Origin of the sequence: Enterobacter cloacae complex sp.6700776 (assembly GCF_048284255.1) — a bacterium.
Lineage (GTDB): Bacteria > Pseudomonadota > Gammaproteobacteria > Enterobacterales > Enterobacteriaceae > Enterobacter > Enterobacter intestinihominis.
Genome location: NZ_JBLVYK010000002.1, coordinates 385,815 through 409,626, shown reverse-complemented (window position 1 = coordinate 409,626; position 23,812 = coordinate 385,815). Strand labels below are relative to the sequence as shown.

27 protein-coding genes and 1 pseudogene are annotated in these 23,812 nt (G+C 55.7%); 22 read left to right on the top strand and 6 right to left on the bottom strand.

All coding sequences use genetic code 11. The features are described 5' to 3' along the window. The first annotated feature begins 323 nt into the window (after window positions 1-323). The 13 genes and pseudogenes from ACNQ0T_RS05980 to ACNQ0T_RS05920 all read left to right on the top strand — a co-directional run bounded on the left by ACNQ0T_RS05980 (window position 324) and on the right by ACNQ0T_RS05920 (window position 7,590). Window positions 324-1,187, top strand: a complete 864-nt coding sequence (locus ACNQ0T_RS05980) for a GTPase family protein (RefSeq protein ID WP_417929763.1) — start codon at window positions 324-326, stop codon at window positions 1,185-1,187. 93 nt (window positions 1,188-1,280) lie between these two features. Beyond that, the gene (locus tag ACNQ0T_RS05975) at window positions 1,281-2,105 is read left to right on the top strand and encodes a DUF932 domain-containing protein (RefSeq protein WP_417929762.1); all 825 of its coding nucleotides are present in this window, start codon (window positions 1,281-1,283) and stop codon (window positions 2,103-2,105) included. Between the two features lie 208 nt (window positions 2,106-2,313). Further along, window positions 2,314-3,024 carry a transcriptional regulator gene (locus ACNQ0T_RS05970; protein WP_417929761.1) on the top strand — a complete coding sequence of 237 codons (711 nt, stop codon included), beginning with the start codon at window positions 2,314-2,316 and terminating at the stop codon, window positions 3,022-3,024. A gap of 25 nt (window positions 3,025-3,049) precedes the next feature. Beyond that, window positions 3,050-3,586, top strand: a complete 537-nt coding sequence (locus ACNQ0T_RS05965; RefSeq protein ID WP_417929759.1) for a DUF4339 domain-containing protein — start codon at window positions 3,050-3,052, stop codon at window positions 3,584-3,586. Between the two features lie 41 nt (window positions 3,587-3,627). Next, entirely contained in the window at window positions 3,628-4,065 is a 438-nt protein-coding gene (locus tag ACNQ0T_RS05960; RefSeq protein ID WP_417929758.1) for a hypothetical protein, read from the top strand. A 66-nt stretch (window positions 4,066-4,131) separates the two neighbouring features. Continuing rightward, window positions 4,132-4,542 (top strand): hypothetical protein, encoded by a 411-nt coding sequence (locus ACNQ0T_RS05955; RefSeq protein ID WP_417929756.1) that lies wholly within the window; start codon window positions 4,132-4,134, stop codon window positions 4,540-4,542. Between the two features lie 77 nt (window positions 4,543-4,619). After that, window positions 4,620-4,856: a DUF905 domain-containing protein gene (locus ACNQ0T_RS05950; protein WP_417929754.1), complete on the top strand. Its 237-nt coding sequence runs from the start codon at window positions 4,620-4,622 to the stop codon at window positions 4,854-4,856. A gap of 86 nt (window positions 4,857-4,942) precedes the next feature. Next, the gene (locus tag ACNQ0T_RS05945) at window positions 4,943-5,401 is read left to right on the top strand and encodes an antirestriction protein (RefSeq protein ID WP_417929753.1); all 459 of its coding nucleotides are present in this window, start codon (window positions 4,943-4,945) and stop codon (window positions 5,399-5,401) included. Window positions 5,402-5,409: 8 nt separating this feature from the next. Next, window positions 5,410-5,892, top strand: a complete 483-nt coding sequence (locus ACNQ0T_RS05940) for a JAB domain-containing protein (protein WP_417929751.1) — start codon at window positions 5,410-5,412, stop codon at window positions 5,890-5,892. Window positions 5,893-5,900: 8 nt separating this feature from the next. After that, window positions 5,901-6,122 (top strand): annotated as a pseudogene (locus tag ACNQ0T_RS05935) (DUF987 domain-containing protein). A 17-nt stretch (window positions 6,123-6,139) separates the two neighbouring features. Continuing rightward, the gene (locus ACNQ0T_RS05930) at window positions 6,140-6,460 is read left to right on the top strand and encodes a type IV toxin-antitoxin system YeeU family antitoxin (RefSeq protein ID WP_417929750.1); all 321 of its coding nucleotides are present in this window, start codon (window positions 6,140-6,142) and stop codon (window positions 6,458-6,460) included. Window positions 6,461-6,480: 20 nt separating this feature from the next. After that, on the top strand, window positions 6,481-6,810 hold the full coding sequence (locus ACNQ0T_RS05925) for a TA system toxin CbtA family protein (protein WP_417929749.1): 330 nt from the start codon (window positions 6,481-6,483) through the stop codon (window positions 6,808-6,810). Window positions 6,811-7,296: 486 nt separating this feature from the next. Further along, window positions 7,297-7,590, top strand: a complete 294-nt coding sequence (locus tag ACNQ0T_RS05920; protein ID WP_022649090.1) for a contact-dependent growth inhibition system immunity protein — start codon at window positions 7,297-7,299, stop codon at window positions 7,588-7,590. Window positions 7,591-7,932: 342 nt separating this feature from the next. Here the strand turns inward: ACNQ0T_RS05920 and ACNQ0T_RS05915 are convergent, their stop codons facing one another. From ACNQ0T_RS05915 to ACNQ0T_RS05895, 5 genes are all read right to left on the bottom strand, one after another. Beyond that, window positions 7,933-9,249, bottom strand: a complete 1,317-nt coding sequence (locus ACNQ0T_RS05915; protein ID WP_154849485.1) for an amidase — start codon at window positions 9,247-9,249, stop codon at window positions 7,933-7,935. 54 nt (window positions 9,250-9,303) lie between these two features. Beyond that, window positions 9,304-10,599: a histidinol dehydrogenase gene (gene hisD / locus ACNQ0T_RS05910; RefSeq protein ID WP_045308434.1), complete on the bottom strand. Its 1,296-nt coding sequence runs from the start codon at window positions 10,597-10,599 to the stop codon at window positions 9,304-9,306. Beyond that, window positions 10,600-11,742 (bottom strand): ester cyclase, encoded by a 1,143-nt coding sequence (locus ACNQ0T_RS05905; protein ID WP_015571629.1) that lies wholly within the window; start codon window positions 11,740-11,742, stop codon window positions 10,600-10,602. Window positions 11,743-11,848: 106 nt separating this feature from the next. Continuing rightward, window positions 11,849-12,820: a nuclear transport factor 2 family protein gene (locus ACNQ0T_RS05900; protein WP_022649093.1), complete on the bottom strand. Its 972-nt coding sequence runs from the start codon at window positions 12,818-12,820 to the stop codon at window positions 11,849-11,851. Beyond that, the gene (locus ACNQ0T_RS05895; RefSeq protein ID WP_023298419.1) at window positions 12,817-13,887 is read right to left on the bottom strand and encodes a LacI family DNA-binding transcriptional regulator; all 1,071 of its coding nucleotides are present in this window, start codon (window positions 13,885-13,887) and stop codon (window positions 12,817-12,819) included. Before ACNQ0T_RS05895 ends, ACNQ0T_RS05900 begins: the two co-directional genes overlap by 4 nt. Window positions 13,888-14,195: 308 nt before the next feature. Here ACNQ0T_RS05895 and ACNQ0T_RS05890 point away from each other — a divergent pair, with 308 nt between their 5' ends. The 6 genes from ACNQ0T_RS05890 (at window position 14,196) to ACNQ0T_RS05865 (ending at window position 20,315) form a co-directional block, all read left to right on the top strand. Further along, window positions 14,196-15,434, top strand: a complete 1,239-nt coding sequence (locus tag ACNQ0T_RS05890) for an MFS transporter (protein WP_022649095.1) — start codon at window positions 14,196-14,198, stop codon at window positions 15,432-15,434. A gap of 75 nt (window positions 15,435-15,509) precedes the next feature. After that, the gene (gene hisD / locus ACNQ0T_RS05885) at window positions 15,510-16,832 is read left to right on the top strand and encodes a histidinol dehydrogenase (protein WP_180246315.1); all 1,323 of its coding nucleotides are present in this window, start codon (window positions 15,510-15,512) and stop codon (window positions 16,830-16,832) included. A 3-nt stretch (window positions 16,833-16,835) separates the two neighbouring features. Then, window positions 16,836-17,600: an SDR family NAD(P)-dependent oxidoreductase gene (locus ACNQ0T_RS05880; protein WP_063137595.1), complete on the top strand. Its 765-nt coding sequence runs from the start codon at window positions 16,836-16,838 to the stop codon at window positions 17,598-17,600. Window positions 17,601-17,608: 8 nt separating this feature from the next. Further along, window positions 17,609-18,352, top strand: a complete 744-nt coding sequence (locus ACNQ0T_RS05875; RefSeq protein ID WP_023298422.1) for an alpha/beta fold hydrolase — start codon at window positions 17,609-17,611, stop codon at window positions 18,350-18,352. Continuing rightward, window positions 18,334-19,125 (top strand): HpcH/HpaI aldolase family protein, encoded by a 792-nt coding sequence (locus ACNQ0T_RS05870; protein WP_022649099.1) that lies wholly within the window; start codon window positions 18,334-18,336, stop codon window positions 19,123-19,125. The genes ACNQ0T_RS05875 and ACNQ0T_RS05870 overlap by 19 nt, the downstream gene beginning before the upstream one ends. 11 nt (window positions 19,126-19,136) lie before the next feature. Then, window positions 19,137-20,315: a cupin gene (locus ACNQ0T_RS05865; protein ID WP_417929746.1), complete on the top strand. Its 1,179-nt coding sequence runs from the start codon at window positions 19,137-19,139 to the stop codon at window positions 20,313-20,315. A 14-nt stretch (window positions 20,316-20,329) separates the two neighbouring features. On the opposite strand, the gene ACNQ0T_RS05860 is transcribed toward ACNQ0T_RS05865, so the two are convergent. Continuing rightward, the gene (locus tag ACNQ0T_RS05860; RefSeq protein WP_320684361.1) at window positions 20,330-21,259 is read right to left on the bottom strand and encodes a LysR family transcriptional regulator; all 930 of its coding nucleotides are present in this window, start codon (window positions 21,257-21,259) and stop codon (window positions 20,330-20,332) included. 108 nt (window positions 21,260-21,367) lie between these two features. Between ACNQ0T_RS05860 and ACNQ0T_RS05855 the strand changes: the two genes are divergently transcribed. From ACNQ0T_RS05855 to ACNQ0T_RS05845, 3 genes are all read left to right on the top strand, one after another. Further along, on the top strand, window positions 21,368-21,973 hold the full coding sequence (locus ACNQ0T_RS05855) for an NADPH-dependent F420 reductase (RefSeq protein WP_032625884.1): 606 nt from the start codon (window positions 21,368-21,370) through the stop codon (window positions 21,971-21,973). 18 nt (window positions 21,974-21,991) lie between these two features. Then, complete coding sequence (locus tag ACNQ0T_RS05850) at window positions 21,992-22,873, top strand: helix-turn-helix domain-containing protein (protein ID WP_022649103.1); 882 nt, start codon at window positions 21,992-21,994, stop codon at window positions 22,871-22,873. Between the two features lie 101 nt (window positions 22,874-22,974). Further along, window positions 22,975-23,721, top strand: a complete 747-nt coding sequence (locus tag ACNQ0T_RS05845; RefSeq protein WP_023306785.1) for an SDR family oxidoreductase — start codon at window positions 22,975-22,977, stop codon at window positions 23,719-23,721. The last annotated feature ends 91 nt before the right edge of the window (window positions 23,722-23,812 follow it).

The following is a 23,812-nucleotide window of genomic DNA, read 5'->3' as shown; positions in this document are numbered from 1 at the left end:
AGAAGCCCTCTTCAGCACAGGAAATGACTTTCCTGCAATCCTTCGAACCAAAGGGGCCAACGGTTCTTGTCTCGCAGTGGCAATTCGGTTCACTCCATGTTCTATCTATATTGGAGTACTAATTTCGATATCTAAACCTAAGCGTAAATGTCTCTTATTAGCAAAAAGCCGTCAGTCGCCATGAGCGGTATTTAAAAGTGGCACTGCTGCAGTTACAGGTTTCTGCTTATATTTCAAATAAATTCAGATAGATATTATCTACGTGAATCCCCCACATCCTTTACCGGATCGCGGGGTCTTTTTTTTCACACAGAGATATTCGTATGCAAAAATCTGACGGCCTACAGGCGTTTGAAAAACCACTGGCGTCACTGCCAAACACGCTTCGCAACCTTATCCTTGAACGTCTTCGCAGTCTCACGCAGTACGAGCCGGTAATCGGCATTATGGGTAAAACCGGGACGGGAAAATCGTCGTTATGCAATGCCCTGTTTGCCAGTGAGGTTTCACCCGTTAGCGATGTGGTCGCCTGCACACGCGAACCCTTGCAATTTAGCCTACAAGTGGGCGAGCGCGTTATGACCCTTGTTGATCTACCAGGTGTGGGGGAAAGTAGCTTACACGATGCTGAATACGCCGCCCTATATCGCGAACATCTTCCTCGGTTGGACCTGGTGCTATGGCTGATTAAGGCCGATGACCGGGCACTGGCGGTGGATGAACATTTTTACCGGCAGGTGATTGGTGAAACATACCGGCATAAGGTGTTGTTTGTTATCAGTCAGTCCGACAAGGTTGAACCCACTTGCGGTGGTGAAAAGCTGTCTACAGTGCAGAAACAAAATATCAGCCGCAAAATCTGTCTGCTGCATGAGCTGTTCCAACCTGTAAACCCTGTCTGCGCGGTGTCGGTACGTTTGCAGTGGGGGCTGCGGGTGATGGCGGAGCGGATGATTCGTTGCCTTCCGCGTGAGGCCAGTAGCCCGGTAGCGGTACAGCTCAGTGCGCCACTTCGTACCGATGCCGTTAATAAAAAAGCCTGCGACGATTTTGGTGAGACGGTTGGCTCTGTGTTGGACACGGTAAGCAGCATGCCCCTGATACCGGCTCCGGTTCGCACTATTATCAAGGCTGTACGTGACACCGTGGTATCGGTCGCTCGTGCCGTCTGGAATTTATTCTTCTGAATATTGCCACTTAATCCGTCGTTTCCTGAGCCCTGTCGCCATTTGAGCGACAGGGCTTTTTAGTCTTTATTTTCCATCATGAGGAGTCTGCTTATGACCCGTCTGGCTTCGCGCTTTGGCGCAGCAAATATTATTCGTCGTGACCGTCCGTTAACCCGTGAAGAGTTGTTTCGGGTTGTACCCAGCGTATTCAGCGAGGACAAACATAAATCGCGTAGTGAACGTTACACATACATCCCCACCATCTCCCTGCTGGAAAGCCTGCAGCGGGAAGGCTTTCAGCCCTTCTTCGCCTGTCAGACCCGAGTGCGTGACCCGGGGCGTCGCGAGCATACAAAGCATATGCTGCGCCTGCGTCGGGAGGGGCAGATTACCGGTAAGCAGGTGCCGGAAATTATTCTGCTCAATTCTCACGATGGCTCCAGTTCGTATCAGATGCTACCGGGACTATTCCGTGCGGTATGCCAGAACGGGCTTGTCTGCGGTGAGTCGTTTGGCGAGGTGCGTGTGCCGCACAAAGGAGATGTCGTGAGTCAGGTGATTGAGGGGGCGTATGAAGTGCTGGGTATTTTTGACCGTGTGGAAGAGAAGCGGGATGCCATGCAGTCGCTGATGCTGCCGCCACCTGCACAACAGGCTCTGGCACAGGCTGCACTGACGTACCGTTTCGGTGAGGACCACCAGCCAGTGACAGCACCTCAGATACTCTCCCCACGCCGCTGGCAGGATGAGAGCAATGATCTGTGGACCACATATCAGCGTATTCAAGAGAACCTGATTAAGGGCGGGCTCAGTGGTCGGAGTGCGAAAGGCGGGCGAACGCATACCCGCGCCGTGCGTGGTATCGACGGAGATGTGAAGCTCAACCGGGCTCTCTGGGTGATGGCTGAAGCGATGCTGAGTGGGTTTCAGTCCTGAGCTTGTTATCAGCATGTTAGGAAAGGACACTCCCTATCCGTTTTACCTCCACTGGATTGAGTGTTTTTTCACCGTATTTCACGATGTGCCGCGTCGGGCCTGCTTCCGGTGGCAGATAAAAAATAGTTCATTCCATGTCCATACCCTGTCCGCCCCCCTCTTTAGAATCATTTCATATTCAGTCAGTTAACTATTACGGAGATTTAAGATGACACAGGCAGAGCGCCGTCATGATCGGCTGGCTGTCAGGCTGTCACTGATAATCAGCCGCCTGGTTGCAGGTGAAACGCTGAACATGGCGCGGCTGGCTGCAGAGTTTGGTGTGTCAGTCCGTACCCTGCGACGGGATTTTCGCGAACGGCTGATGTACCTCGACCTTGAGTATCGACGGGGGCAATGCCGCCTGCGCAGCACCGGTGGGGGCGTACAGGGGGAGCTGGATGCGCTGACCTTCGCACACCGGGCCGGACTGGCCGATATTTTTCCGGGGCTGGACCGGCGTCTGGCGGGCATGCTGCTCACTGCAGGAGGGATGCCGTGTCTGGTATGGCAGCCGCCACAGTCTGTGTCACCGGCCATCTCACTGGTGTTCTACCGTCTTGTTAGTGCCATCACCGCCTGCCAGCGGGTACTGCTGCTGGCCGAGGGAGAGCGCTGTGACGGGCTGGCCCCGTACCGCCTGATATCACTCGACGGCTGCTGGTACCTCACTGGTGAACTTAACGGATATATCACCGTGCATCCACTGGCGACCATCCATGCGGTGACAGTCCTCAATACAACGTTCACCCCGCTAAAACGTCTCAGCCAGTTAACCACACAGGCGGGCTTTATCCGGGCCCTTCCGCACTTCAGCTGTATCCGTGAAGTCCTGTCTCCTGGGCCCTCAGAGGAGGAGCCGGGCAACACACTGATTTAATTACCTCTGTTAAGAAGGAAAAACAATGATCTGGCATTACGAGAAAAATGGCATACGTCACGACAATGTGACCGAAGACGACGTCACCAGCCTGATTATGCGCGGTGAACTGACTGCATCCACTTTGGTGTGGCGACAGGGAATGGCAGAGTGGCAGCCGGTCTCCGCCACCCCGCTGGCTTCGGCTCTGCTCCGGAGCACCACACCGCCAGCACTGCCGGGGAACCGCATTCCGGGTGGCGTTGTGTGGACGCTGGCATTTGCTCCCTTCATTGGCTACGCGCTGGAGTTGTGGACTGCAGGATTGAGCGGGATGTCATTTGACGAGGCATATGATGCCGTCTCGGGTGGGCAGTACTGGTTTATCACGCTGCTGCTCAATATCGCTCTGGGGTATCTCGATGAACGACGCCTTCGTAAGGCCGGAGTGGACACCACCACGTTCGGCAAGCTGGCCTGGCTGGTGCCGTTCTATCTGTGGCGGCGGGCGAAAACTCTCGGTCAGAAACCGGCTTACTTCTGGGTATGGCTTTTGATGCTGGGCCTGACCGTCTGGGCCTGAATGACTGCTACCTGATTCTTTCTCTGTTAAGGACCAACGTAATGAAAACACTGATTAAAATACTGGGTATTACCGGCAGCCTTCTGCTCTGTGCGGGCGCTCAGGCTCAGCCTTATAACCGGACGCTACCTGCAGTCGTCAATGACAACAACGGGAATATTTTCTGGTGTGATGCGCATCGACAGGTTACCGGAAAATGCGAAGCCATGTCTGTTGACCGTCAGGGCGGGATGGTCACGGTGCGTTCAGCACCCTTTAAAGACTGCGAAGGCGGCCTGTGGGGCTGGATAACTATCATTCACAACGATGTGTCGAAGGGATTCACCATTACTCCGGATAAGAAATTCGGTCTCACCGTAAAAGATCTGTGCCGTCCGGGCACGGTAGTGACCTTTAAGCCCAACCAGAAGAAGCCGGAATATGACGACCTGGTGGCACTTTACCAGGGCAAAGAGCTGTTTCGCTACCGGCGCTTCTGATAACACCCGATACCAACCTCCCTCATTTTGCCCGACAGCGGGCTGGATTAATTCAGGAAGAAAACCATGCTGAAAATAATGACCTCTGCTGTACCCGCCCTCATTCTGTCACTTGCCGCCTTCAGTGCCGGTGCCGCTCAGCTTCCGGCAAGCCTCATGGATAAAGACAATCCCGGCCAGGAGTACTGGTGTCAGGGAAACGACATCAACACCTCCATGTGCTCATTGACCGGTGTCAGCGACGACCATAAATTTGCCCTGATTCAGGATTTGCCGGGTCCGGCATGTGAGGACTCAAGCTTCGGGGTTATCGACCTTGTGCGCCAGACCGGTGTCAACATTCCTTACGACGGTGGTGACTGTAAGGGCGATGTGCAGGCCGGGTTTGTGCGCGGCACAAAAGATAATGCCCTGTATGTGAAAATTGTCCGGGGCAGCAAAACCCTGCGGCTGTATAAGGTACAAACCGGTTACTGATAATCACCCCACACCTGCATACACTCATAGCCCCTGACGCTTCTGCGTCAGGGGCTTTTGCTTTTAAGGTACATCGAATGTCTGAATCTCACATGCTGCCACCGGGACCTTTCACCCGACAGCAGGCTGAAGCGGTTACCCGCCGGTATCACAACATCAGCATTGAAGACGACCAGGGTAGCTACTTCCGCCTAGTGGTTCGTGACTCTGAAGGTCGAATGGTCTGGCAGGCGTGGTACTTTGAACCTGATGCCGGTGAAGGGCTTAACCGTTATATCCGACAGTACGGCATCCTCAGAACATCCTCCTCCTGATCACACCCATTCATCATCCCTGCAAGTCCTTTATTTCCCATACGCCAGCCATCGTCGCTGGCGTTTTTTATTAACGGAGAATATCCATGACGACACAAACGCAATGCGAATTGATGTCCGCTAATGAACCTCAATTTGACCTCACTGCAACACCAGTACCTGACGAACAGCGCCTCGATTTCTGGCCGCTGTACTTTGGCGCTATCCCGCAGTGGATAACGCTGGAACCCCGTATTTTCGCCTGGATGGACCGCTTCTGTGATGAGTACAGCGGTGGTATCTGGTCCTTCTACACGCTCAGCAATGGCGGCGCGTTTATGGCCCCTGATGCTGACGTTGACGATAAATGGCATCTGTTCAACGGCATGAACGGCAATGGTGCGCAAATGAGCGCGGAAGCCGCAGGTATCGCTGTCTGCCTGATTGAATACAGCCATCATGCCTGTCGCACCGAATATGATGCCATAACTGAGCACTATTATCGCCTGCGGGATTACGCCCTGCAGCACCCTGAATCCAGCGCCATTCTGCACATTATTGATTGAGGATACTTATGATGGAACAGTCACTTATCCCACAGACACCGGTACTTCCACTGACCGCACAACGCACGGTAAAACGCGCTTTAACGCTGCTTGACCGACACCTGCGCGAAACAGGCGTGGCATTCACCTCCACTCAGGCTGCCCGTGACTGGCTGAAACTGAAAATGGCGGGACTGGAGCGCGAAGAGTTTATGGTGCTGTATCTCAATCAGCAGAACCAGTTGATTGCCCACGAAACCCTGTTTGCCGGTTCCATCAGCAGCACGGAGGTTCATCCCCGTGAGGTGGTCAAACGCGCCCTGCATTTCAATGCAGCAGCAGTGATACTGGCGCATAACCATCCCTCTGGCGACACCTCGCCCAGCAAGGCAGATAAGACCATCACGCAGCGTCTGGTGCAGGCGCTTCAACTCGTTGATATCCGTGTGCCTGACCACCTTATCGTAGGTGGTACGCAGATATTTTCGTTCGCTGAACACGGTCTGCTTTGAAGTATGACATGAGAATTATCAGTAAACGCCGGGCGATGACGATTTACTGTCAGCATCCGGCCTCCCGCATTTTTCGATACTGCACCGGCAGATAACAGTGGCATGGCAGTGTCTGTCATTACACCGGTCTGGCAGTTCCTGACATTCCCGGCGTGCTGGCGGTATACGCCGAAAGCCGCCAGGACCGCAAAGGGCCTTATGCCTGTCTGATGAGTATCACCCTGAACTGACAATAAAGGAGAAGCCGATGAAGAGTAACGCTACATGGGGACTGCAACGGGATATCACACCGCGTCTGGGAGCCCGTCTGGTGCAGGAGGGCAACCGTCTCCACTATCTGGCTGACCGGGCAAGTATCACCGGTAAATTCAGTGACGCCGAATGCCTGAAGTTGGATGTCGCATTTCCGCATTTTATCCGTCAGATGGAATCGATGCTGACCACTGGAGAAATGAATCCTCGCCATGCCCACTGTGTCACCCTGTACCACAACGGTTTTACCTGCGAAGCCGATACTCTTGGTAGTTGCGGCTACGTATATATCGTTGTTTATCCAACTCAAAGCTAACTAATTTCACGAGAGCAAGCATGAAAACTCTACCTGCTACAATTTCGCGGGCGGCGAAGCCCTGTCTGTCGCCCGTTGCAGTCTGGCAAATGTTACTTACTCGTCTGCTTGAGCAGCACTATGGCCTGATGCTAAAGGACACACCTTTCAGTGATGAAACCGTTATAAAGGAGCATATCGATGCCGGTATCACTCTGGCTAATGCTGTTAATTTTCTGGTGGAAAAATACGAACAGGTTCGTATCGACCGAAAGGGATTTTCGTGGCAAGAACAAACCCCGTATCTTTCCGTAGTGGATATTCTGCGAGCAAGGCGCTCTAGCGGCTTGCTAAAAACTAACGTGAAATAAACGCTTAAATACAGAGCAGACTAAAGGAAAGCAAAATGCTAATCTCACAGACGAAGAAACTTCTGCTGTAACCTCCCCTCCCCCGAAAAAAACCTGACATTTTCTTTTAGGACCAACGATGGGACCAAAGTGAAAATTGAACTGAACATTACTAGCCATTAAACAATAAGTTATAGCACCAATTCAGACTCCGCCAGCCCACCAAATAAAACAAGGGGTTACGTGAAAACGTAACCCCTTTTTTTGCCCATGTCCACATTACGTCCACTCGGCAAAACTTTGGCCAGCGCTAACTTCAGTAACCCCAGTTTTACATTTTTGCATCCAGTGCCCATATGCCGCTTGCCACGCCTCTTGTTCATCGGCAAAAGATGTTCTGCAATAGGCAACTACTCAATGCCTTTTGAACCAAACTCCGAGTACAAGGATGACCAGCTCTGTCGCTATATCCTTACAGCATTCCCGACCCCATAGGACAGGTAGATTATGCAAAATTTCTATCATATTGATCAGCTGATTCAGGGTTATTTCAATCAGGATCATGACCTCATAAATGAGGGAGAGGATACTATTGAGGGCACTATTGAACTCTATAAAAAAACAGCCCCAGATTGGATGTTAAAAGAGTTAGCCGAAGAGGTCGATTGTTTCCTTGAGCTTTACGAAGACAGGCTGGATGAGCAATTCAAAAGCCGGTATGGATTTGATTTCTCACCTGAGTTGTGGGATTCAACCCCATTCGATTTCCTGATGACTGTGCGCAGACTTGCCCTTTCTTAGAAGTAGCGACAGGAAGACAAACCCGTAACGGCTTAACCGACCTCAGACCGGCAACAGCCGGTCTTTTTCTTTCTAAATATAAGTTAAGGGTGAACAGTTAAATCCAAAAAAGCTTTTTCTTGATGTGATCCATTCAAAAAACAGGTTTGCTTAACCACAGGAAACACTGCAACAAATCGCCATTGGCATACCCGTGAAAGTAGAATTTATAAATTATCAACAAAAAACAGCCTATTAATGAATTTATTCAGACTCCACCAGCCCAATAATCCTCCATCGGTGATTACCAGAGTCATCCGATGAAGTGCTGAAAGCCCGCACGGCGCAAGCTCTGCGGGCTTTTTATATCTGTCCCTTCCCGTCCAGCGCCCCCTCACACGCCAGCGCCAGCACCATCAGCGCCGTCTCATCCTTCTGCACCGATAACATCTCCATCCCCACCGGCAGACCGATACGGCTTACGCCGCACGGCAACGTTATAGCTGGCAGGCCGCTGATGGCGGCCAGTTCCGGCGCGCAGCCTGGCGGCATCTTCGCCATACTTTCTGGTAATCGTTGTACGGTGGGATACACAAATCCGTCGATGCGCTGCACCTCCGCCACCTGGCAAAGGTTCTGCCGCAACAGGCGCTGAAAGCGACGCCCCGCCAGCCAGTGCGGGGTTTTCAGCGTGTTACTCACCAGCATCTGACGTAGAAACGGCGCAAACTCTGGCAGGAAAGCGCCGGAGTCCACAATGCTTGTTAGTCCGGAGGGAGCGCCAGGCTGTTTGCTAAGCCAGTCGTCAATCGCCACGCGAAATTCATACAGGCTCAGGCATGTCGCCTGACTTACGTCGTCCAGCAAAGGTAATGATACCTCCACCAGCGTTGCTCCGGCACGACGCAACGAGTGCAGCGCCGACTGCCAGACCTCCAGCTGTACCTCATCTTCTCCCTGTAATGCGGTTACCACACCAAAGCGAACGCCTTTCAGCGAACGCACAGGAAGCGCAACCGGTGGCAAACCATGGATCACCGCATGCAGCAAGGCGGCATCTTCAACGCTATGTACCATTGGCCCAACGGTATCTTTGCTGGGCGAGAGCGGCGCCACGCCGTCCAGCTGTGAACGGCGAAAGGCAGGTCGTAGCCCCACCAGCCCGGTATAGCTACAGGGAATGCGGATAGAGCCGCCGGTATCGGTACCCAATGCGCCATCCGCCATTCCAGCCGCCACCGCCGCGGCGCATCCTCCGCTGGAACCTCCGGCGGTGAGTGTCGGGCAAAGTGGATTCGCCACATCGCCCCCCAGCGAGCTTCGCGAGCGCACGTCAAAAGCAAACTCGGACATATTCGCTCTGGCGAGGATAATCGCTCCTGCCCTGCGCAACCGCTGTATAACAAGCGCATCCGACGTCGCGTTAAGTGAGGCCAGCGCCCGGCAGCCAAGAGTAATGGGCATCGGTGCGCAGGCAATATTATCTTTGACGATCAACGGCACGCCGTGCAGGGGGCCGATCGGCTCCCCGCGTCGACGCTGCTGCTGATGCTGTTCCGCCTGAGACATGGCGTCAGGGTTAACCCCGAGGATCGCGTTGAGCGCCCGGTGCTGCTGAATGACGTCGAGACGGCGGGCAATTTCCTCCGGGCAGTCGTCTGGCGGTATCAGGCGCTTCATAGTCTCAGGCTCCCTCGAGATGAAAACCGGGCAGAAGGCTGCCCGGGATACGTTTTAGTCCCGCATGCCGGTAGTAATGGCATCAATGTCCTGCGGACGCAGACGAATTTCCGCCGCCCGTCGGTGCCCCTGCATCCCCTCGGTACGGCTCTGGCGGATCGCCGGTTCTGCGATTGCCGGGATACCCTGCTCGTCAATCCACTGATGGGTACAGATTTTGACGTACGCCCCAACCCACAGACCGCCGGTATAGCGTGCCGCCGCCATCGTCGGTAACGTATGGTTGGTGCCGCAGCATTTATCAGAGAACACCACGCTGGCGTTCTGACCAATAAACAGCGAGCCATAGTTGCGGATCTTCGCCGCCGTCGCGTGCGGATCGCGGGTATGCACCTGCAAATGCTCCGTCGCCATATGGTCAGCAAACGCAATCAGCTGCGCTTCATCTTCGCAGAGCACAATCTCACCCTGCCGGCGCCACGCCTCCCCCGCCGTGGCGGCCGTTGGCAGGCTGGCAAGCTGACGCTCAACCTCCGCCAGGGTACGCTCAGCGATATCCCGGCTGGTTGTCGCCAGCCCGACGCGGGTATGAATATCGTGTTCTGCCTGCGCCAGCATATCGGCGGCCAGAATGCGCGGATCGGCGCTGTCGTCAGCGATAGTGAAAATCTCGCTCGGCCCGGCGAGGGCATCAATGCCGACTCGACCAAACACCTGGCGTTTCGCTTCGTTAACGAAGGCGTTGCCTGGCCCAACGATTTTGTCCACCGATGGAATGCTCTCCGTTCCCCAGGCCATGGCCGCAATGGCCTGCGCGCCACCTACCCTGAAAATGCGGTGCGCGCCCGCCAGATGGCAAACCGCGATCATCGCAGGATGCGCTCCCGGTGGCAGACAGGCGATGATCTGTTCGCAGCCCGCCACCGTCGCAGGGACAATCGACATCACCGGCGCAGAGAGGATCGGGTAACGCCCACCCGGCACGTAGCAGCCCACCGTCTGCACCGGGATGATCCGGTGACCGAGATGTACGCCAGGCAGCGTCTCAACTTCCAGCGGCTGCATGGTCGCCAGCTGCGCCTGCGCAAAACGACGCACCTGATTAATAGCAAACTCGCTGTCGCGGCGCGTCTGGGCATCCATCCCCTGCAGTGCTTCGGCGATCTCCTGCTCGCTCACCTCAAAGTGCGTCGGCACGACGTTATCAAACTGCTGCGAAAAGGCTCTTAGCGCCGTATCGCCTTCGGTTTTCACGCGCTCGATAATGGCGCTGACCTTCTCCGTCAGGGAACGATCGGCCTGCGCATCCTGCCCCTGCGGGCGCTTAATCCAGCTCACCTGATTTAACATTTACGCGTCCTCCATCTGGCCGAGTTTGATTTGCGCCAGCAGCGCCAGGTGGTCATACACGACCCATTCATCAACAATTTTGCCGTTGACGATGTGGTAGTGCGACATGCCCATCACGAACAGTCGTTCTCCGGTCGGCTTGCCCAGTTCGCCGTAACCCAGGTGATGCCCTTCGATGATCCAGCGAACCGCCACTTTGACGCCGCCTTCATCGCACGGGTTGGAACAGATATGCTGCGGCAGCCACGCGCCGTCAGGGATCATCCCCACCAGCGCCAGCGTCTGATGGGTTACCGCCGCGGTGCCGTACAGCTCTTTCATCAGCGGGCCATGCCACTGCACGTTAGGGGCGTAAACCTCTTTGATTTTGCCGAACATCCGACGATTGTAGATCTCATGCAGCCAGCGCAGGCACTGCTCTTCCGTATCGGTGTGTGCAATGGATACATCGCACTCCATCTCCGGCGGATATTGCCCCAGCATGCGGCCATTTTCGCCGATGTCCATCACGCGGAAGCCTTTATCAAACTGCTCCTTTGCCATATTAAATGCGATTTGATCGGTATTCAGGCCAAGCTGTTTCATTAACGACATGTTGTCGCTGACCACCCACTCCCGGTAAATTTTATTCTCGTGGATCATGCAATCTGCCACGGTACGGGTAACGAAGGTGCGGTTGGTCGGCTTGCCTAAATGGCTGTGCTGGGTATGCCGCCCGCTTCCCGTGACCAGGTGAGAGGTATAAAAACCGTCAACATCATTTCCGTTCCAGATAACCTGGGTTGCCATGCCGCGCCGCTCCGGGAAGGCAATTAAGCGTTGCAGCGTATCCTGTACCACCTGCTCACGGTTATAGAGTGTCCCCAGCGCGTTATACAGCACGCAGTTATGGGTATAGTGAGAATAAATTAAGCCGACATCGCGCTCGTCCCATATTTTATGGGTGCAGCGAACTATATAATCGACAATATCGGTATAGCAGTCATCAAAGCCGCGTAATGATTGCACGCGCGGTCTTTTTTCCGGTACCAGATCGACAAAATCACGACGTTCCACCTGTAATACAGGTTCCTCTTTCAGCGATTTCACGCTACTTTTTTCGGGTACGGCTGGTGCTTTATTTGTTGCTTCGGTGGAAGACATATAAACTCCTGCTCTGTTTTCAGACAATAAGAACCCGCACCCGTAAGTGAGGGTGAATTAAACTCGATTATTTTCGGCAGCCAGAATAAGGGGGCTGCCGCCCCTGTTAATTCACTATTTGCGACCAGATCGCTAATTCATCGATCCCCAGATATTCACGGAAAATTAAACCATCACGTAATTCAAGCTGGCTGATACCGGTAATTGATATGGGTTTACGGGTTGGCGCACCAAATTTGCCGTAACCGTCATGCCAGGTTAATAACGACCAGCGCAGGGAAAGCCGAATCGGCTCGTTAGGATCTTTACGCACAATCAGATGATGGAGCTGCGTTTCGCTGTCGGCAAATGAAGCGCGGTAGCCAGAAAGCTGTGCGCCAATTTCCTGCTCACCGGTGCAGAGGCAATGACCCGGCGCGTAAAGCGTCGCCGCCGGGTGATAGAGACCGGGCACCACGCCACTGTTACCGCCCGCCCACATGGTTAAGTAGCGCTCAACGACGCCTGCCAGCGCCCCTTCTACGTCGTCGCCCTCGGGTCCGCCCGCCCAGCGGGCATCCAGCGTCTCGGCAGAGACCGCCTCCACGCCAAGCTGCTGGCGCATGGTCGCCAGGTTAAAGGCAAATTCGCGGATATCCAGCCCCAGTTGCGCCACAATCGCAGCACGATCCTGAAGCAGCCACTCCTGGCGTACGGCCCCATCAACACAGATGCGATCGGCCCAGGTGCGGACCCAGACATTTTTCCCGGTCGGCGGGCCAAAAAACCCCTCCCCCTGATGCTGAATGCGGGCTACGGTACGCTGAGCCGCATAGTACTCGTCCCCCGGGTTCTGGCTGCACAGAATATCCTCCGTCAGCACCGCTCGCTGCGGGAAGCTGTGCATCGCCTCAAGCGTCAGGCGCATAAACTGGGAAAGCTCATGCAGCTGTTTTTCGGGAGTAGTGAAAACCACCGGCGTGGCGTAAAAATCCGCCAGCTGGCCGATATCTTTCTGCTCCCAGACGACATGCGTCAGCGTCAAAATGAACTGCTGGATAGAGTCGAATTGAGGGCTGAAGCCCCGCAATCTGGTCATGTGCGCTCCTTAGACTGGAATAGCGTTAAACCATTGGTTTCGATAACGCCGCTGCGTGGGCGACGCGCCGAGTGGCGTATCACCAGCGTACCGGGCACCGTAATCTGTTCAGGCTCTATGGTTCCGCTGTCAATTTGCTTCATTAACAGTTCCACCGTGGCATCTACCATCGCGCCGACCGGCTGCGACGCCGAAGTCAACGCATAAGAGGGCCAGCCGGAAGGGCCGATGTCGTCATACCCGACAATGGAGACCTCCTCCGGAATGCGCAAACCAAACTCATAGCGCGCCACATCCATTACCGTGACGGCCATATGATCGTTGGCGACAAAGACCGCATCCGGCGCTGGCGACGCCGAAAACAGGGTATAAGCCGCCCGGGTGGTTTGCTGAGCGTCGTAATTCCCGTGCACCACCCGCACATCGGTGATGCCATGTTCTTCCAGCGTGGAGATGAACCCGCGCTGGCGGGCGATATTGACCGGGGAATCCGCCACGCCGCCCACGTAGGCAAAACGCTTGTGCTCCCCCGCCAGCAGAAACTCGGCAATCTGCCGCGCGGCCGCTTCGTTATTACTGTTGACGCTGGAAGCCATGCCACTCTCTTCGCTGCGGTTAAACAGCACTACCGGGATCCCGGCGGCAAGACACTCCTCGGATAACTCCAGCGACAGCGTCACCGAGGCCAGCACAATGCCATCCACCCGGTACTGCATAATCTGGTCAAAAATACGGTCAACGTTACCGTCCCGGTCGCCAACGAACAGCAGCAGGTGATAGTTCAGCGTATCCAGCTTTTGTGCCAGCGCCTCCAGCACCTGCGAGTAAAAGGGGTTATCAAAGTAAGAAATGACGACACCGATAATGCGCGAACGCGCCGTGTTGAGCGAACGGGCGATCGCATTCGGGCGATAGCCCAACTCGCGCGCCGCCTTCAGCACTTTTTCACGCGTTGCCGGTGAAATGCTGGCCCCCGGCGTGAACGTTCGCGACACCGCAGATTGCGATACCCCCGCCAGCTGAGCGACCTGTTGGGATGTGACTGCTGCAAAAGTCTTACGTTTCATTACCCCTGATTCCTTATCAACGTCCTGCCCATTTGCGCGTGCTTCAAACGCCTCAGCAAGTGGGTGTTTTTTATACTTACACCACCTTTGCATGCGTATGCAACACAAAAAATTAAAATTCTCACAACAAGATCGAGATCACTTTACAAACATGAAACCTTTTCGTAACTTCAAATCTTGAATACGTATGCAAAGAGTTTTCATACCGTCAATGGTACCGGAGAGAACAGGAGTCGCCCAAAGGATTGAACCGGTAAACGTCGTCCCTGACTGGTTATAACCCATTAATTCTTAAGAGGTTCAAAACCATGTTTCAAGCACTGTTACGCCGTCGGGAAGCCCGGCTCTTTTTCATCATCAGCATCCTGTTCTTTATCTGCATCCATAGCATTGATGCATTCCTGGCCCCCATGATGATCAACCAGGGCATTGAGCCACAGATCATGGGCATCATCATGGGCGCATCCGGGCTGGCAACCCTTCTGATACGCTTCCCGTTAGGCATTATTTCCGACGTGGTTAAAAGCCGCAGGATCTTCATCCAGATTGGCCTGCTGCTGCCAATTATCGCCTGGCCAATTGCCTGGCTTGAACCCAATGCCATTACGCTGTATCTGGCGAAAGCGGCAGACGGCGTCACGGCGGCGACATGGGTGCTGTACAACATCCTGTTCATGCGTTACTTCGGTCGCAACGAAGCCCCTGCCGCCGTCGCGCTGCTGGCGCTGGCAGGGCCCATCGGCGTGTTTCTCGGCAACTGTATTGGCGCGGTGCTGATTCACTATTTTGCCAATAACATCGCCTTTTTTGTCTCCTGCATCTCCGCCCTGGTGGCGTTGATCCTGACGACCCGCATTCAGGACGTGCACGACCCGGTGCAGGCCCCCACGCTTAAAGCCTGCATCACCGGCGCGCGCCAGCAGCTGGCCGACCGTTCCGTCTGGCTGATTGGCATCCTGGCGACCGTCGTCATTCTGGTGCCCTTCGCCACCCGGGACACGCTGACGCCGGTCTACGCCGAACAGCTCGGCGCCCGGGCGGGGATCCTCGCGGTGCTCGGAAACATCCACCTTCTGTTTTACGGGCTGGCCATCGCCCTGTGCAGCTCGGTGTTTTATCAGCGCCTTGGGCTGGTAAAAACCGCCGTGCTCGGCATCGTTTTACAGGTGATCTCCACCTTCGGCATTCCCTTTACCAGCAATATGTACGTCATTTACCTGTGGCAGGCGCTGGCAGGTTTTTCGTTCGGTATGGCCTTTGCCGCATTTATGTCGCTCAGCGTAGTGAATACCTCGTCTGATGAACAATCCACGCGAATGGGACTATTCCAGACCATTTATTCCTGCGGCATGTTTGTCGGGCCGGTAATGATGGGCGTAATGATGCAACATATTAACCTGTCGTCCGGTTATATATTGATTGCCGCCCTTTCCGTTGTGGCCGCTATTGCCACGCCGCTGTCCGCTCGATGGGTATATGCCCGTAAAACACAAACCTCAGCCCAATTATTAAAAAACGGTGCGTACGCCGCCGCGCCGGATCAATAACCCACTCTGAAGTAAACACCCTTTCCCGGTCTGCCGGGAGGACAACTGACATCTAAAAAAGGTAAGGAGAAGCGTGTGTCCTGGAAATTAAAAACCGGTAAATCTACCGAAGAGCGCCAGCAAGCCAACCAGCAAATAAGAGAAACGGTTGAGCAAATACTTGCAGATATTGAAAAACGTGGAAATAAAGCCATTCGCGAATTATCCATTAAATTCGATCGTTATGACCGTCAGGATTATCGTCTGACCCCCGCGGAGATCGACCGCTGCATAAAACAGTTAAGCCGCCAGGATATTCAGGATATTGAATTCGCCCAACAGCAGGTGGCGAATTTTGCCCGCGCGCAGAAAGAATGCCTGCGGGATCTGGAAATTGAAACGCGTCCCGGCGTTATTCTCGGGCATAAAAATATTCCGATTAACGCCGTGGGATGTTACGTGCCTGGCGGAAAATATCCCCTGCTCGCCTCCGCGCACATGTCGATTATCACCGCCAGCGTGGCGGGGTGCTCAAGAATTATCAGCTGTGCCCCGCCGTTTAACGGTCAGCCCGCCCCGGCGATTGTCGCGGCGCAAAAAATGGCTGGCGCAACGGAAATCTATGCCCTTGGCGGCATTCAGGCGATAGGCGCCATGGCGCTGGGCACGGACTCGCTGGCACCAGTCGACATGCTGGTCGGCCCCGGTAACGCCTTCGTCGCGGAGGCCAAACGCCAGCTGTTCGGCCGGGTAGGTATCGATCTGTTTGCCGGTCCGACGGAAACGCTGGTGATTGCCGATGACACCATTGACGCGGAAATGTGCGCCACGGATCTGCTGGGCCAGGCCGAACACGGCGTCACCACCCCTGCCATCCTGCTGACGAACTCGCTCCAGCTTGCCAAAGAGACGCTCAGCGAAGTGGAACGGCTGCTGGAAAAGCTCCCTACCGCCGACATTGCCCGCCAGTCCTGGCAGGACTACGGGGAAATCATCGTCTGTGACAGCTACGAAGAGATGCTGCTGGAGGCAGATCGTATCGCTTCCGAACATGTTCAGGTGATGACCGACCGGGACGACTGGTTCCTGGCTAACCTGACCAATTACGGCGCGCTGTTCCTTGGGCCGCGTACTAACGTGGCCTACGGCGATAAGGTGATCGGAACCAACCACACCCTGCCGACGCAAAAAGCCGCACGCTATACCGGCGGCCTGTGGGTGGGCAAGTTCATGAAAACCTGCACCTTCCAGAAAGTCCTCAGCGACGAAGCCACCGCCGAAATCGGCAGCTATTGTTCGCGTCTGTCGTTGCTGGAGGGTTTCGCCGGACATGCCGAGCAGGCCAATATTCGCGTGCGCCGTTATGGCCAGACGGAGGTTCCCTACGCCACACCGGCCCCGGTCAGGGAAAAGGTGTAAGCCATGACGCTTTTGCAAACGCCCTCTTTCACCCTGCACGGCAAACGCGCGCTGGTAACCGGCGGGTCAAGAGGGATTGGCTTCGCTGCCGCCGTCGCCCTCGCACAGGCGGGCGCAGAGGTATGGATCGCCGCCCGGGGCCACGAGGCGCTGGCGCATGCCGCAAGTCTGGCAGCGGAACACAGGCTCGCATTTCACCCGCTGGAGCTGGATATTACCGACGCTCAGGAGGTGGAGCGTGTGCTGGCGACATTGCCCACGCCCGACATTCTGGTGAACAGTGCCGGGCTGGCCCGCCATCAGCCGTTTCTTGAGGTGAACGAGGACAATTTCGATGCGGTGATGGCGCTTAACCTGCGCGCCACCTTTTTTGTCAGCCAGCGCGTGGCGCGCAGAATGCGGGCGGGCGGTAAGGGAGGGTCGATTATTCACATCTCATCGCAAATGGGACACGTTGGTGGCCCCGAGCGTAGCGTGTACTGTGCCTCCAAATTCGCGCTTGAAGGGTTAACCCGAACGATGGCGCTGGAGCTGGGCGATGCGGGGATCCGCGTTAATACGCTGTGCCCGACCTTCATTGAAACCGACCTGACGCGCCCGGCGCTTGCCGATCCGGCGTTCCGCCACTACGTGCTGGACAACATCAAGCTGCGCCGGTTAGGCAGGCTGGAGGACATTATGGGCCCGGTAGTGTTTCTCGCCTCAGATGCCGCCGGGCTGATCACCGGCAGTGCCCTGATGGTTGACGGCGGCTGGACCGCTACGTGAGGGATGCAATGGAATATCCGCTTCTGGACAATACCGATCTGCCACTGGTGCTGCTTGGTGGCACGCTTTGTAACGCCCGGCTCTGGCAGCCCGTCATTGAACGGCTGAATGTCGCAGCGGTGTCGTGTATTACGCTGACGGGTGCGGAGTCCGCGCCGCAGGCGTCACGGCGGTTATTAGAGGTTCTGCCGCCGCGCTTTCTGCTGGCAGGGTTTTCTCTCGGTGCCATAGTCGCGCTGCAAATGGCCGCCGACGCGCCAGAAAGAGTGAACGGGCTGACGCTGATTTCCGTTAATCCGTTGCCCGTTGCGCCAGACACCCTCGCTTCACGCCGGGAAGCGGTACGCACCGCACAGGCGCGGGGCCTGGCCGACTGGCTGGTCTCCTCGCTGTGGCAGAGCTATGTCGCCCCGTCACGTCTGTCCGATCGGATCCTGCAAGAGACTATTTGCCGAATGGCGCAAGAGTGCGGCATTGAGACCTTTGCCGGGCAAACGGAAATGGCCATTCACCGGCAGGACAACCGGACTGCGTTTAACGCCCTCTCCTGCCCCACATTACTTCTAAACGGCGCGCAGGACGTTATCTGTACGCCCCATCATCATCAGCTACTGGCAGCAGGCAACGCGAACGTGACCAGGCATACGGTGGAGGCTGGCGGGCATTTTATTCCGCTGGAAACCCCGGATGAGATCGCGCCGCTGCTGCGTCAGTGGATAACGGAGTGCATACAGTGCGCAAAAACAGTTTAAAGACCGCATTTCTGGAAAATACTCCCATCATAAACGGCTGGCTGGCGATCCCGTCCGGTTATAGCGCGGAAATTATGGGCCATCAGGGTTACGACGCCGTCACCGTCGATTTGCAGCACGGCATGATTGATTTTGCCAGCGCGCTGTCAATGCTACAGGCGCTATCGGCCACGCCTGCCGTGCCGCTGGTGCGGGTGGCAGATAACGATCCGGCGCAAATCATGCGCGTATTAGACGCAGGAGCCTACGGCGTAATCTGCCCGATGATCTCCAGCGCGGAACAGGCTCGCCGTTTTGTCGCTGCCTGTCGCTATCCACCGCTGGGTGTTCGCTCCTTTGGTCCGGCCAGAGGTCTACTCTACGGCGGCAGTGATTATCCACAGCACGCTAACAACGAGATCCTGACGCTGGCGATGATCGAAACCCGCGAAGGGCTGGCTGATCTTGACGCCATCCTTGATACCGAAGGGCTGGACGGTGTGTTTATTGGCCCCAACGATCTCTCACTGACGCTGACCGGCAGCGCCAGCGCCGAATCGCAACATCCCGAAATGCTTGCTGCTATTGAGCGGGTGATTCACTGCTGCCGCCAGCAGCAGAAGATTGCCGGAATTTTCTGCACTTCCGGCGCGGCCGCCGCAGCGCGCATTGATCAGGGTTTTCAGTTTGTTACCCCTGCAAACGACGTCATGCAACTGGGTCGCGCCTCGCGTGAAGCCATTGCCCTCGCCCGCGGCAACGCTATCCCTACCACCGGTGCATCCGGTTATTAAAAGGAGAAATAATGAAAACCATCCATCTTACCCAGAGTCAGGCTCGAACACGGTTAATCGCCCCCGAGGACATGATTTCCTGTAATCTTGCTTTTATTGATTGCAAGCTACCCGGCTCGCATCTCAAACAAAACTATTCCTTCATCGGCCCGGGTGTAACTCAGTCCAGCGAGCAGATTGTTAATATCCCCGAGCCGCACGGCTTTAACATTGGCGCGGCGGCTATGCCGAAAGGGGTAACCAATAACCTGCATCTGCATTTCACCGCAGAAGTGTTCCTGATCCATGAAGGGACATGGCGTTTTCGCTGGGGCGCCAACGGCGAGCATGAAGCGGAATTTAGCGCGCCCACCATCCTCTCAATACCGACCTGGATCTTCCGCGGTTTCACCAACGTCAGTAAAGAAGATACCTGCGGCATGGTATTTACCGTGCTCGGCGGGGACAACACGGGCGGCATCATCTGGCACCCGTCAGTGCTGGCGGCCGCCAGCGAGTACGGTATGTATCTCAGCAAGGATAATATGCTGATTGCGCAGGAGGCAGGTGAACCAATGCCCGATCCCGCCACGCTGCTGACGCCGCTGTCAGAGCAATATATTGCCGGGCTGCGTGACTACAGCGTTGAGGAGATGCGCCAGCGTGCGGTAACCGGCGATGACCGCTGCTGGTCAGCCCAGGGACTGCTGGATTCGGTGCTGCCAGGACACGGCGGCGAAATTGCGCCGGTTATCGGTTTCGGCATTTCACAGGATCGGGATTCCGCTCCCGCTATCGTGAGCCCGCACGGTTTTTCCGTCGAATGGCTGCGTCTCGCCGAGGATCACGTTGTGGGCCGCCATCTCTGCCCGGATATTCAGGTCATTATGGTCTTTAAAGGCCAGCTGGAGGTCACCTGGAACGAGGCGGGCGAAGAAGTGAGCGTTATCGCTCCGGAACGTTCGGTGATCTCTGTTCCGGCAAACAGCTGGCGTCGCTACCGCGCGGTTGACGGCAAAACGGAGTTTATTCTGACGACCCGCGGCGATCAGCGTAAGCGCCTCTACTGGGATGAAGCGATCCTGCAACAGGCGAGAGAACACAATCGCTGTCTCGATCCCGATGGCTACGTAGCCGATGCCGACATCCTGCCTGCCACGGCCCGTCGGGCCGGTGCGATACTGGAGACATGCAACAGCAACAAAACCTGAATTATCCGTTGAGCTCACTTGCCGGATCCGCTGCGTTCGTTGAGAGGCATGCCAGCCTGCATTTTCAGCCTGTTAACGAACCAGCGTCCGGCCGGGCCGGGCGGATGTTCCTCCAGGTGCACCGCCTGCATGGAAAAACCGGGCCCGACGTCGGGCTGCATCGGCACGTTCAGCGTAACCAGTTTTCCCGCTGCGAGATCTTCCTCGACCATTGGCAGCGGCATATAACCCCACCCCAGTCCGGCACGCAGGAAGGCGTGCTTCGCGCCCATATCCGCTAAATGCCATGTCTTTGACGACATGACGCCAAAGCTTCGGCCCACGGTAAGAGAGGAGCGATCGGTCAGCACCAGCTGGACGTGTTCCTGTAAAAGTGAACGAAGGATCGGACCGGACGCGTTCGCCAGCGGATGCTCAGGGGAGACAACGGCCACCGCAGGCACGCTGAGAAGGAATTCTGAGATGCATCCCGCCGGAAGATGCGGCAGCGATCCGGTTATCGCCACCCGGCAATGACCGTCCAGTAAAGGCTGGAACACCGCCCCCAACGCTTCCACATACAAACGCAGCGGGGTGTCAGGAAATGCCTGCTGAAACGCCTGCACCGCAGCGGTGAGCTGCGCTACGGGAAACATCACGTCGACGGACACCGCCAGTTCAGGCTCAAGACCTTCGGCTAAGGTGCGTGCCTTCGCCTTAAAGGCGTCCATCCCGGCAGTGGCAAGACGCGCCGCTTCCAGCATGGCGACGCCCGCCTCCGTCAGCTTCGGATAACGCCCGGTACGATCGAATAATGGAAACCCGACCTGTGCCTCAAGGTTTGCCAGCGTCGCGCTGACAACCGACTGCGCGCGCCGCAGCCTGCGACCGGCGGCGGAAAAACTCCCTTCATCAACGGCAGCAATAAAGGTGCGGAGTTGATCAACAGACATACCGTCCAGCATGTATCGCTCCAGCAGATGGATCCCATCTAATTATATAGGCTATTCAGATAGGTCAAAGATTACTACTCTCAGTGCATGTTCACTACTCTTCAATGAAGGAAATACAATATGAAAACGACTACTGTAGGTATCATCGGCGCTGGCGCTATCGGACAAGCCTTTGCAGAACAACTGGTTAAAGCGGGCATGAACGCTATTCTGAGTAACAGCCGCGGGCCGGAAAGCCTGACTGCGGTGGTTGAGAAACTGGGCCACGGGGCTCGCGCTGGCACCGTAGAACAGGCCGCCCAGGCCGACATCGTTTTTGTCAGCACAAACTGGGACAAAACCGAGGCCGCGTTACGCGGCATCAACTGGGAGGGGCGTATCCTGATCGACGCGACCAACCCGGTCATACTGCCAGGCTTCACGCTGGCTGAACTGGGCGGAAAAAACTCAAGCCAGGTGGTGACACAGTGGGCTCCGGGTGCACGCGTCGTTAAAGCCTTCAATACTCTCCTTGCAGGGGTGCTGGCTCAGGATCCGGCGCAGGCGGGTGGCCGTCGTGTCGTCTTTATCTCCGGAGAACATCCTGACGCAAAGGCGGAAATAACAGCCTTAGCCGGTCAACTGGGCTTCGCAAGTATTGATTTAGGCAGCCTGGAGGTTGGCGGTACGCTACAACAATTCCCCGGAGGGCCTCTTCCGGCGGTGAACCTGGTGCAACTGGCATAGCTAAAGGCAACGATAAATATGACGCAGCGTACTTCCGCAGAGACCTTTGAAGAATACCTTCCCGGCAAGCTGATCAGGGAACATCGGGCGCAATCTTCCCGGGATGTATTCGTGCAAATTCTGGCGCGCAGACACGTGCAGGAAAACGTCATTATTCCGGCAGTGCCGGAGCCTTTTATCGTCTGGATCCTCTCAGGTAATGCCGTCGTTGAGGAGCGTTCCCCCGGTGAGCCGTGGTTAGCAAACCGCGTTACCGCAGGCGATTTCTTTCTCACAACGGCGGCTTCTCCTACTGAAATGCGCTGGCACGCCGGGCCAGATACGCCTTTCGTCGTTATGCATGTTTATATGGGAGTGGCTATGATGCAGGAGTATGAACTGCGGGAAGTCTCCGGCGCGCGCGACGACACGCTATCCGCCCTGCTGGAGCAGATACGTCAGGAGCTGTATCTGCAAAATCCACCCAGCGGCCCGTTTATTCAGGGCATTGCGCAGGCGCTGGCAGTACATCTGATTCGCACCTATGGCACACATGCGAAACGACACCGCGGGGGCTTGCAGGCATTTAAGCTGCACCGGGTCTTCACGGCAATGCGTGAAGGGTTAGCCCAGCCATTTGACCTGGCACGCCTGGCTGAACTGACCGATCTTAGCGAATACCATTTTAGCCGCGCCTTTAAACAGTCAACCGGACTTTCCCCTTCTCACTACTTTATCCGGCTACGCATGGAGGAGGCGCGTCGCATGCTATCGGAAAGCAATGATTCCATTATCAATATTGCACTGAACGTCGGATACACCAGCCCCAGCCACTTTGCTGCCGTATTCCTCAGGCATAACGGCGTGACGCCCTCCCACTATCGCAGCGATGCCGTTCGCAGCAAAAGCCCGACAGTTTGAGCAAAAGCCCGCGCGAAGCGATTGCCAGAAAGATCCATTATTGACCCGTACTTCAGACATTCTTTCTGAAGCGTTGAAATTAACTCTCAAGAGGATCAACTATGGAACTCAACGGTAAAGTCGCGCTCATCACCGGTGCTTCAAGCGGAATTGGTGCCTCCACGGCCAAAAAGTTAGCGGAACAGGGCGTCAGGGTGGGTCTCGCTGCCCGCCGTCTGGATCGTCTTCAGGCGCTGGTGTCTGAAATTGAGGCTGCTGGCGGGGAAGCCATGGCGCTGGCCATGGATGTCACTGACCCGGCCTCAGTTAATAAAGGGGTGGAGGCACTGCACAAACGCTATGGCCATATTGATATCGCCTTTAATAACGCCGGGCTGATGCCGATTTCGAATATCGCCAGCCTCCGGGTTGACGAGTGGCATCGAATGGTAGATGTAAACGTAAAGGGCCTGTTTAACACGGTCGCGGCCGTATTGCCGATTATGCAGTCACAGCGCTCGGGTCATATCATCAATACCTCGTCGATCGCCGGGCGTAAAACGTTTCCCGGACTGGGCGTATACTGCGCGACGAAGCACGCGGTTGCCGCCTTCTCGGATATTTTGCGTATGGAGCTGGCCCCTCAGTTCAACATTCGCGTCACCTCGCTTCAGCCGGGTGCCGTTGAAAGTGAATTATTCGAGCATATCAGTGACGAAAATTATCGTGCACAGATGGAACAGCTGAAGGAGAAGATGACGTTCCTGAAAGCCGATGATATCGCCGACTCGATTCTTTACGTATTGCAGGCACCGGAACATGTGGACGTGGCAGAGCTGTTTATTATGCCGACCGAACAGCCGTGGTAAGAGGGTGAAGCGGGTCAGGCTGGTGCCTGACCCGCTACGTTAGTTTTTCGAAGCCTTACGTGTACTGGTGATTTTTGCGGTGTTTACACCC

Excerpts from the sequence above, each read along its gene's own strand:
- ACNQ0T_RS05980 (WP_417929763.1), top strand. The coding sequence starts at position 324 with ATGCAAAAATCTGACGGCCTACAGGCGTTTGAAAAACCACTGGCGTCA.
- ACNQ0T_RS05975 (WP_417929762.1), top strand. The coding sequence starts at position 1,281 with ATGACCCGTCTGGCTTCGCGCTTTGGCGCAGCAAATATTATTCGTCGT.
- ACNQ0T_RS05970 (WP_417929761.1), top strand. The coding sequence starts at position 2,314 with ATGACACAGGCAGAGCGCCGTCATGATCGGCTGGCTGTCAGGCTGTCA.
- ACNQ0T_RS05965 (WP_417929759.1), top strand. The coding sequence starts at position 3,050 with ATGATCTGGCATTACGAGAAAAATGGCATACGTCACGACAATGTGACC.
- ACNQ0T_RS05960 (WP_417929758.1), top strand. The coding sequence starts at position 3,628 with ATGAAAACACTGATTAAAATACTGGGTATTACCGGCAGCCTTCTGCTC.
- ACNQ0T_RS05955 (WP_417929756.1), top strand. The coding sequence starts at position 4,132 with ATGCTGAAAATAATGACCTCTGCTGTACCCGCCCTCATTCTGTCACTT.
- ACNQ0T_RS05950 (WP_417929754.1), top strand. The coding sequence starts at position 4,620 with ATGTCTGAATCTCACATGCTGCCACCGGGACCTTTCACCCGACAGCAG.
- ACNQ0T_RS05945 (WP_417929753.1), top strand. The coding sequence starts at position 4,943 with ATGACGACACAAACGCAATGCGAATTGATGTCCGCTAATGAACCTCAA.
- ACNQ0T_RS05940 (WP_417929751.1), top strand. The coding sequence starts at position 5,410 with ATGATGGAACAGTCACTTATCCCACAGACACCGGTACTTCCACTGACC.
- ACNQ0T_RS05930 (WP_417929750.1), top strand. The coding sequence starts at position 6,140 with ATGAAGAGTAACGCTACATGGGGACTGCAACGGGATATCACACCGCGT.
- ACNQ0T_RS05925 (WP_417929749.1), top strand. The coding sequence starts at position 6,481 with ATGAAAACTCTACCTGCTACAATTTCGCGGGCGGCGAAGCCCTGTCTG.
- ACNQ0T_RS05920 (WP_022649090.1), top strand. The coding sequence starts at position 7,297 with ATGCAAAATTTCTATCATATTGATCAGCTGATTCAGGGTTATTTCAAT.
- ACNQ0T_RS05915 (WP_154849485.1), bottom strand. The coding sequence starts at position 9,249 with ATGAAGCGCCTGATACCGCCAGACGACTGCCCGGAGGAAATTGCCCGC.
- hisD (WP_045308434.1), bottom strand. The coding sequence starts at position 10,599 with ATGTTAAATCAGGTGAGCTGGATTAAGCGCCCGCAGGGGCAGGATGCG.
- ACNQ0T_RS05905 (WP_015571629.1), bottom strand. The coding sequence starts at position 11,742 with ATGTCTTCCACCGAAGCAACAAATAAAGCACCAGCCGTACCCGAAAAA.
- ACNQ0T_RS05900 (WP_022649093.1), bottom strand. The coding sequence starts at position 12,820 with ATGACCAGATTGCGGGGCTTCAGCCCTCAATTCGACTCTATCCAGCAG.
- ACNQ0T_RS05895 (WP_023298419.1), bottom strand. The coding sequence starts at position 13,887 with ATGAAACGTAAGACTTTTGCAGCAGTCACATCCCAACAGGTCGCTCAG.
- ACNQ0T_RS05890 (WP_022649095.1), top strand. The coding sequence starts at position 14,196 with ATGTTTCAAGCACTGTTACGCCGTCGGGAAGCCCGGCTCTTTTTCATC.
- ACNQ0T_RS05880 (WP_063137595.1), top strand. The coding sequence starts at position 16,836 with ATGACGCTTTTGCAAACGCCCTCTTTCACCCTGCACGGCAAACGCGCG.
- ACNQ0T_RS05875 (WP_023298422.1), top strand. The coding sequence starts at position 17,609 with ATGGAATATCCGCTTCTGGACAATACCGATCTGCCACTGGTGCTGCTT.
- ACNQ0T_RS05865 (WP_417929746.1), top strand. The coding sequence starts at position 19,137 with ATGAAAACCATCCATCTTACCCAGAGTCAGGCTCGAACACGGTTAATC.
- ACNQ0T_RS05860 (WP_320684361.1), bottom strand. The coding sequence starts at position 21,259 with ATGCTGGACGGTATGTCTGTTGATCAACTCCGCACCTTTATTGCTGCC.
- ACNQ0T_RS05855 (WP_032625884.1), top strand. The coding sequence starts at position 21,368 with ATGAAAACGACTACTGTAGGTATCATCGGCGCTGGCGCTATCGGACAA.
- ACNQ0T_RS05850 (WP_022649103.1), top strand. The coding sequence starts at position 21,992 with ATGACGCAGCGTACTTCCGCAGAGACCTTTGAAGAATACCTTCCCGGC.
- ACNQ0T_RS05845 (WP_023306785.1), top strand. The coding sequence starts at position 22,975 with ATGGAACTCAACGGTAAAGTCGCGCTCATCACCGGTGCTTCAAGCGGA.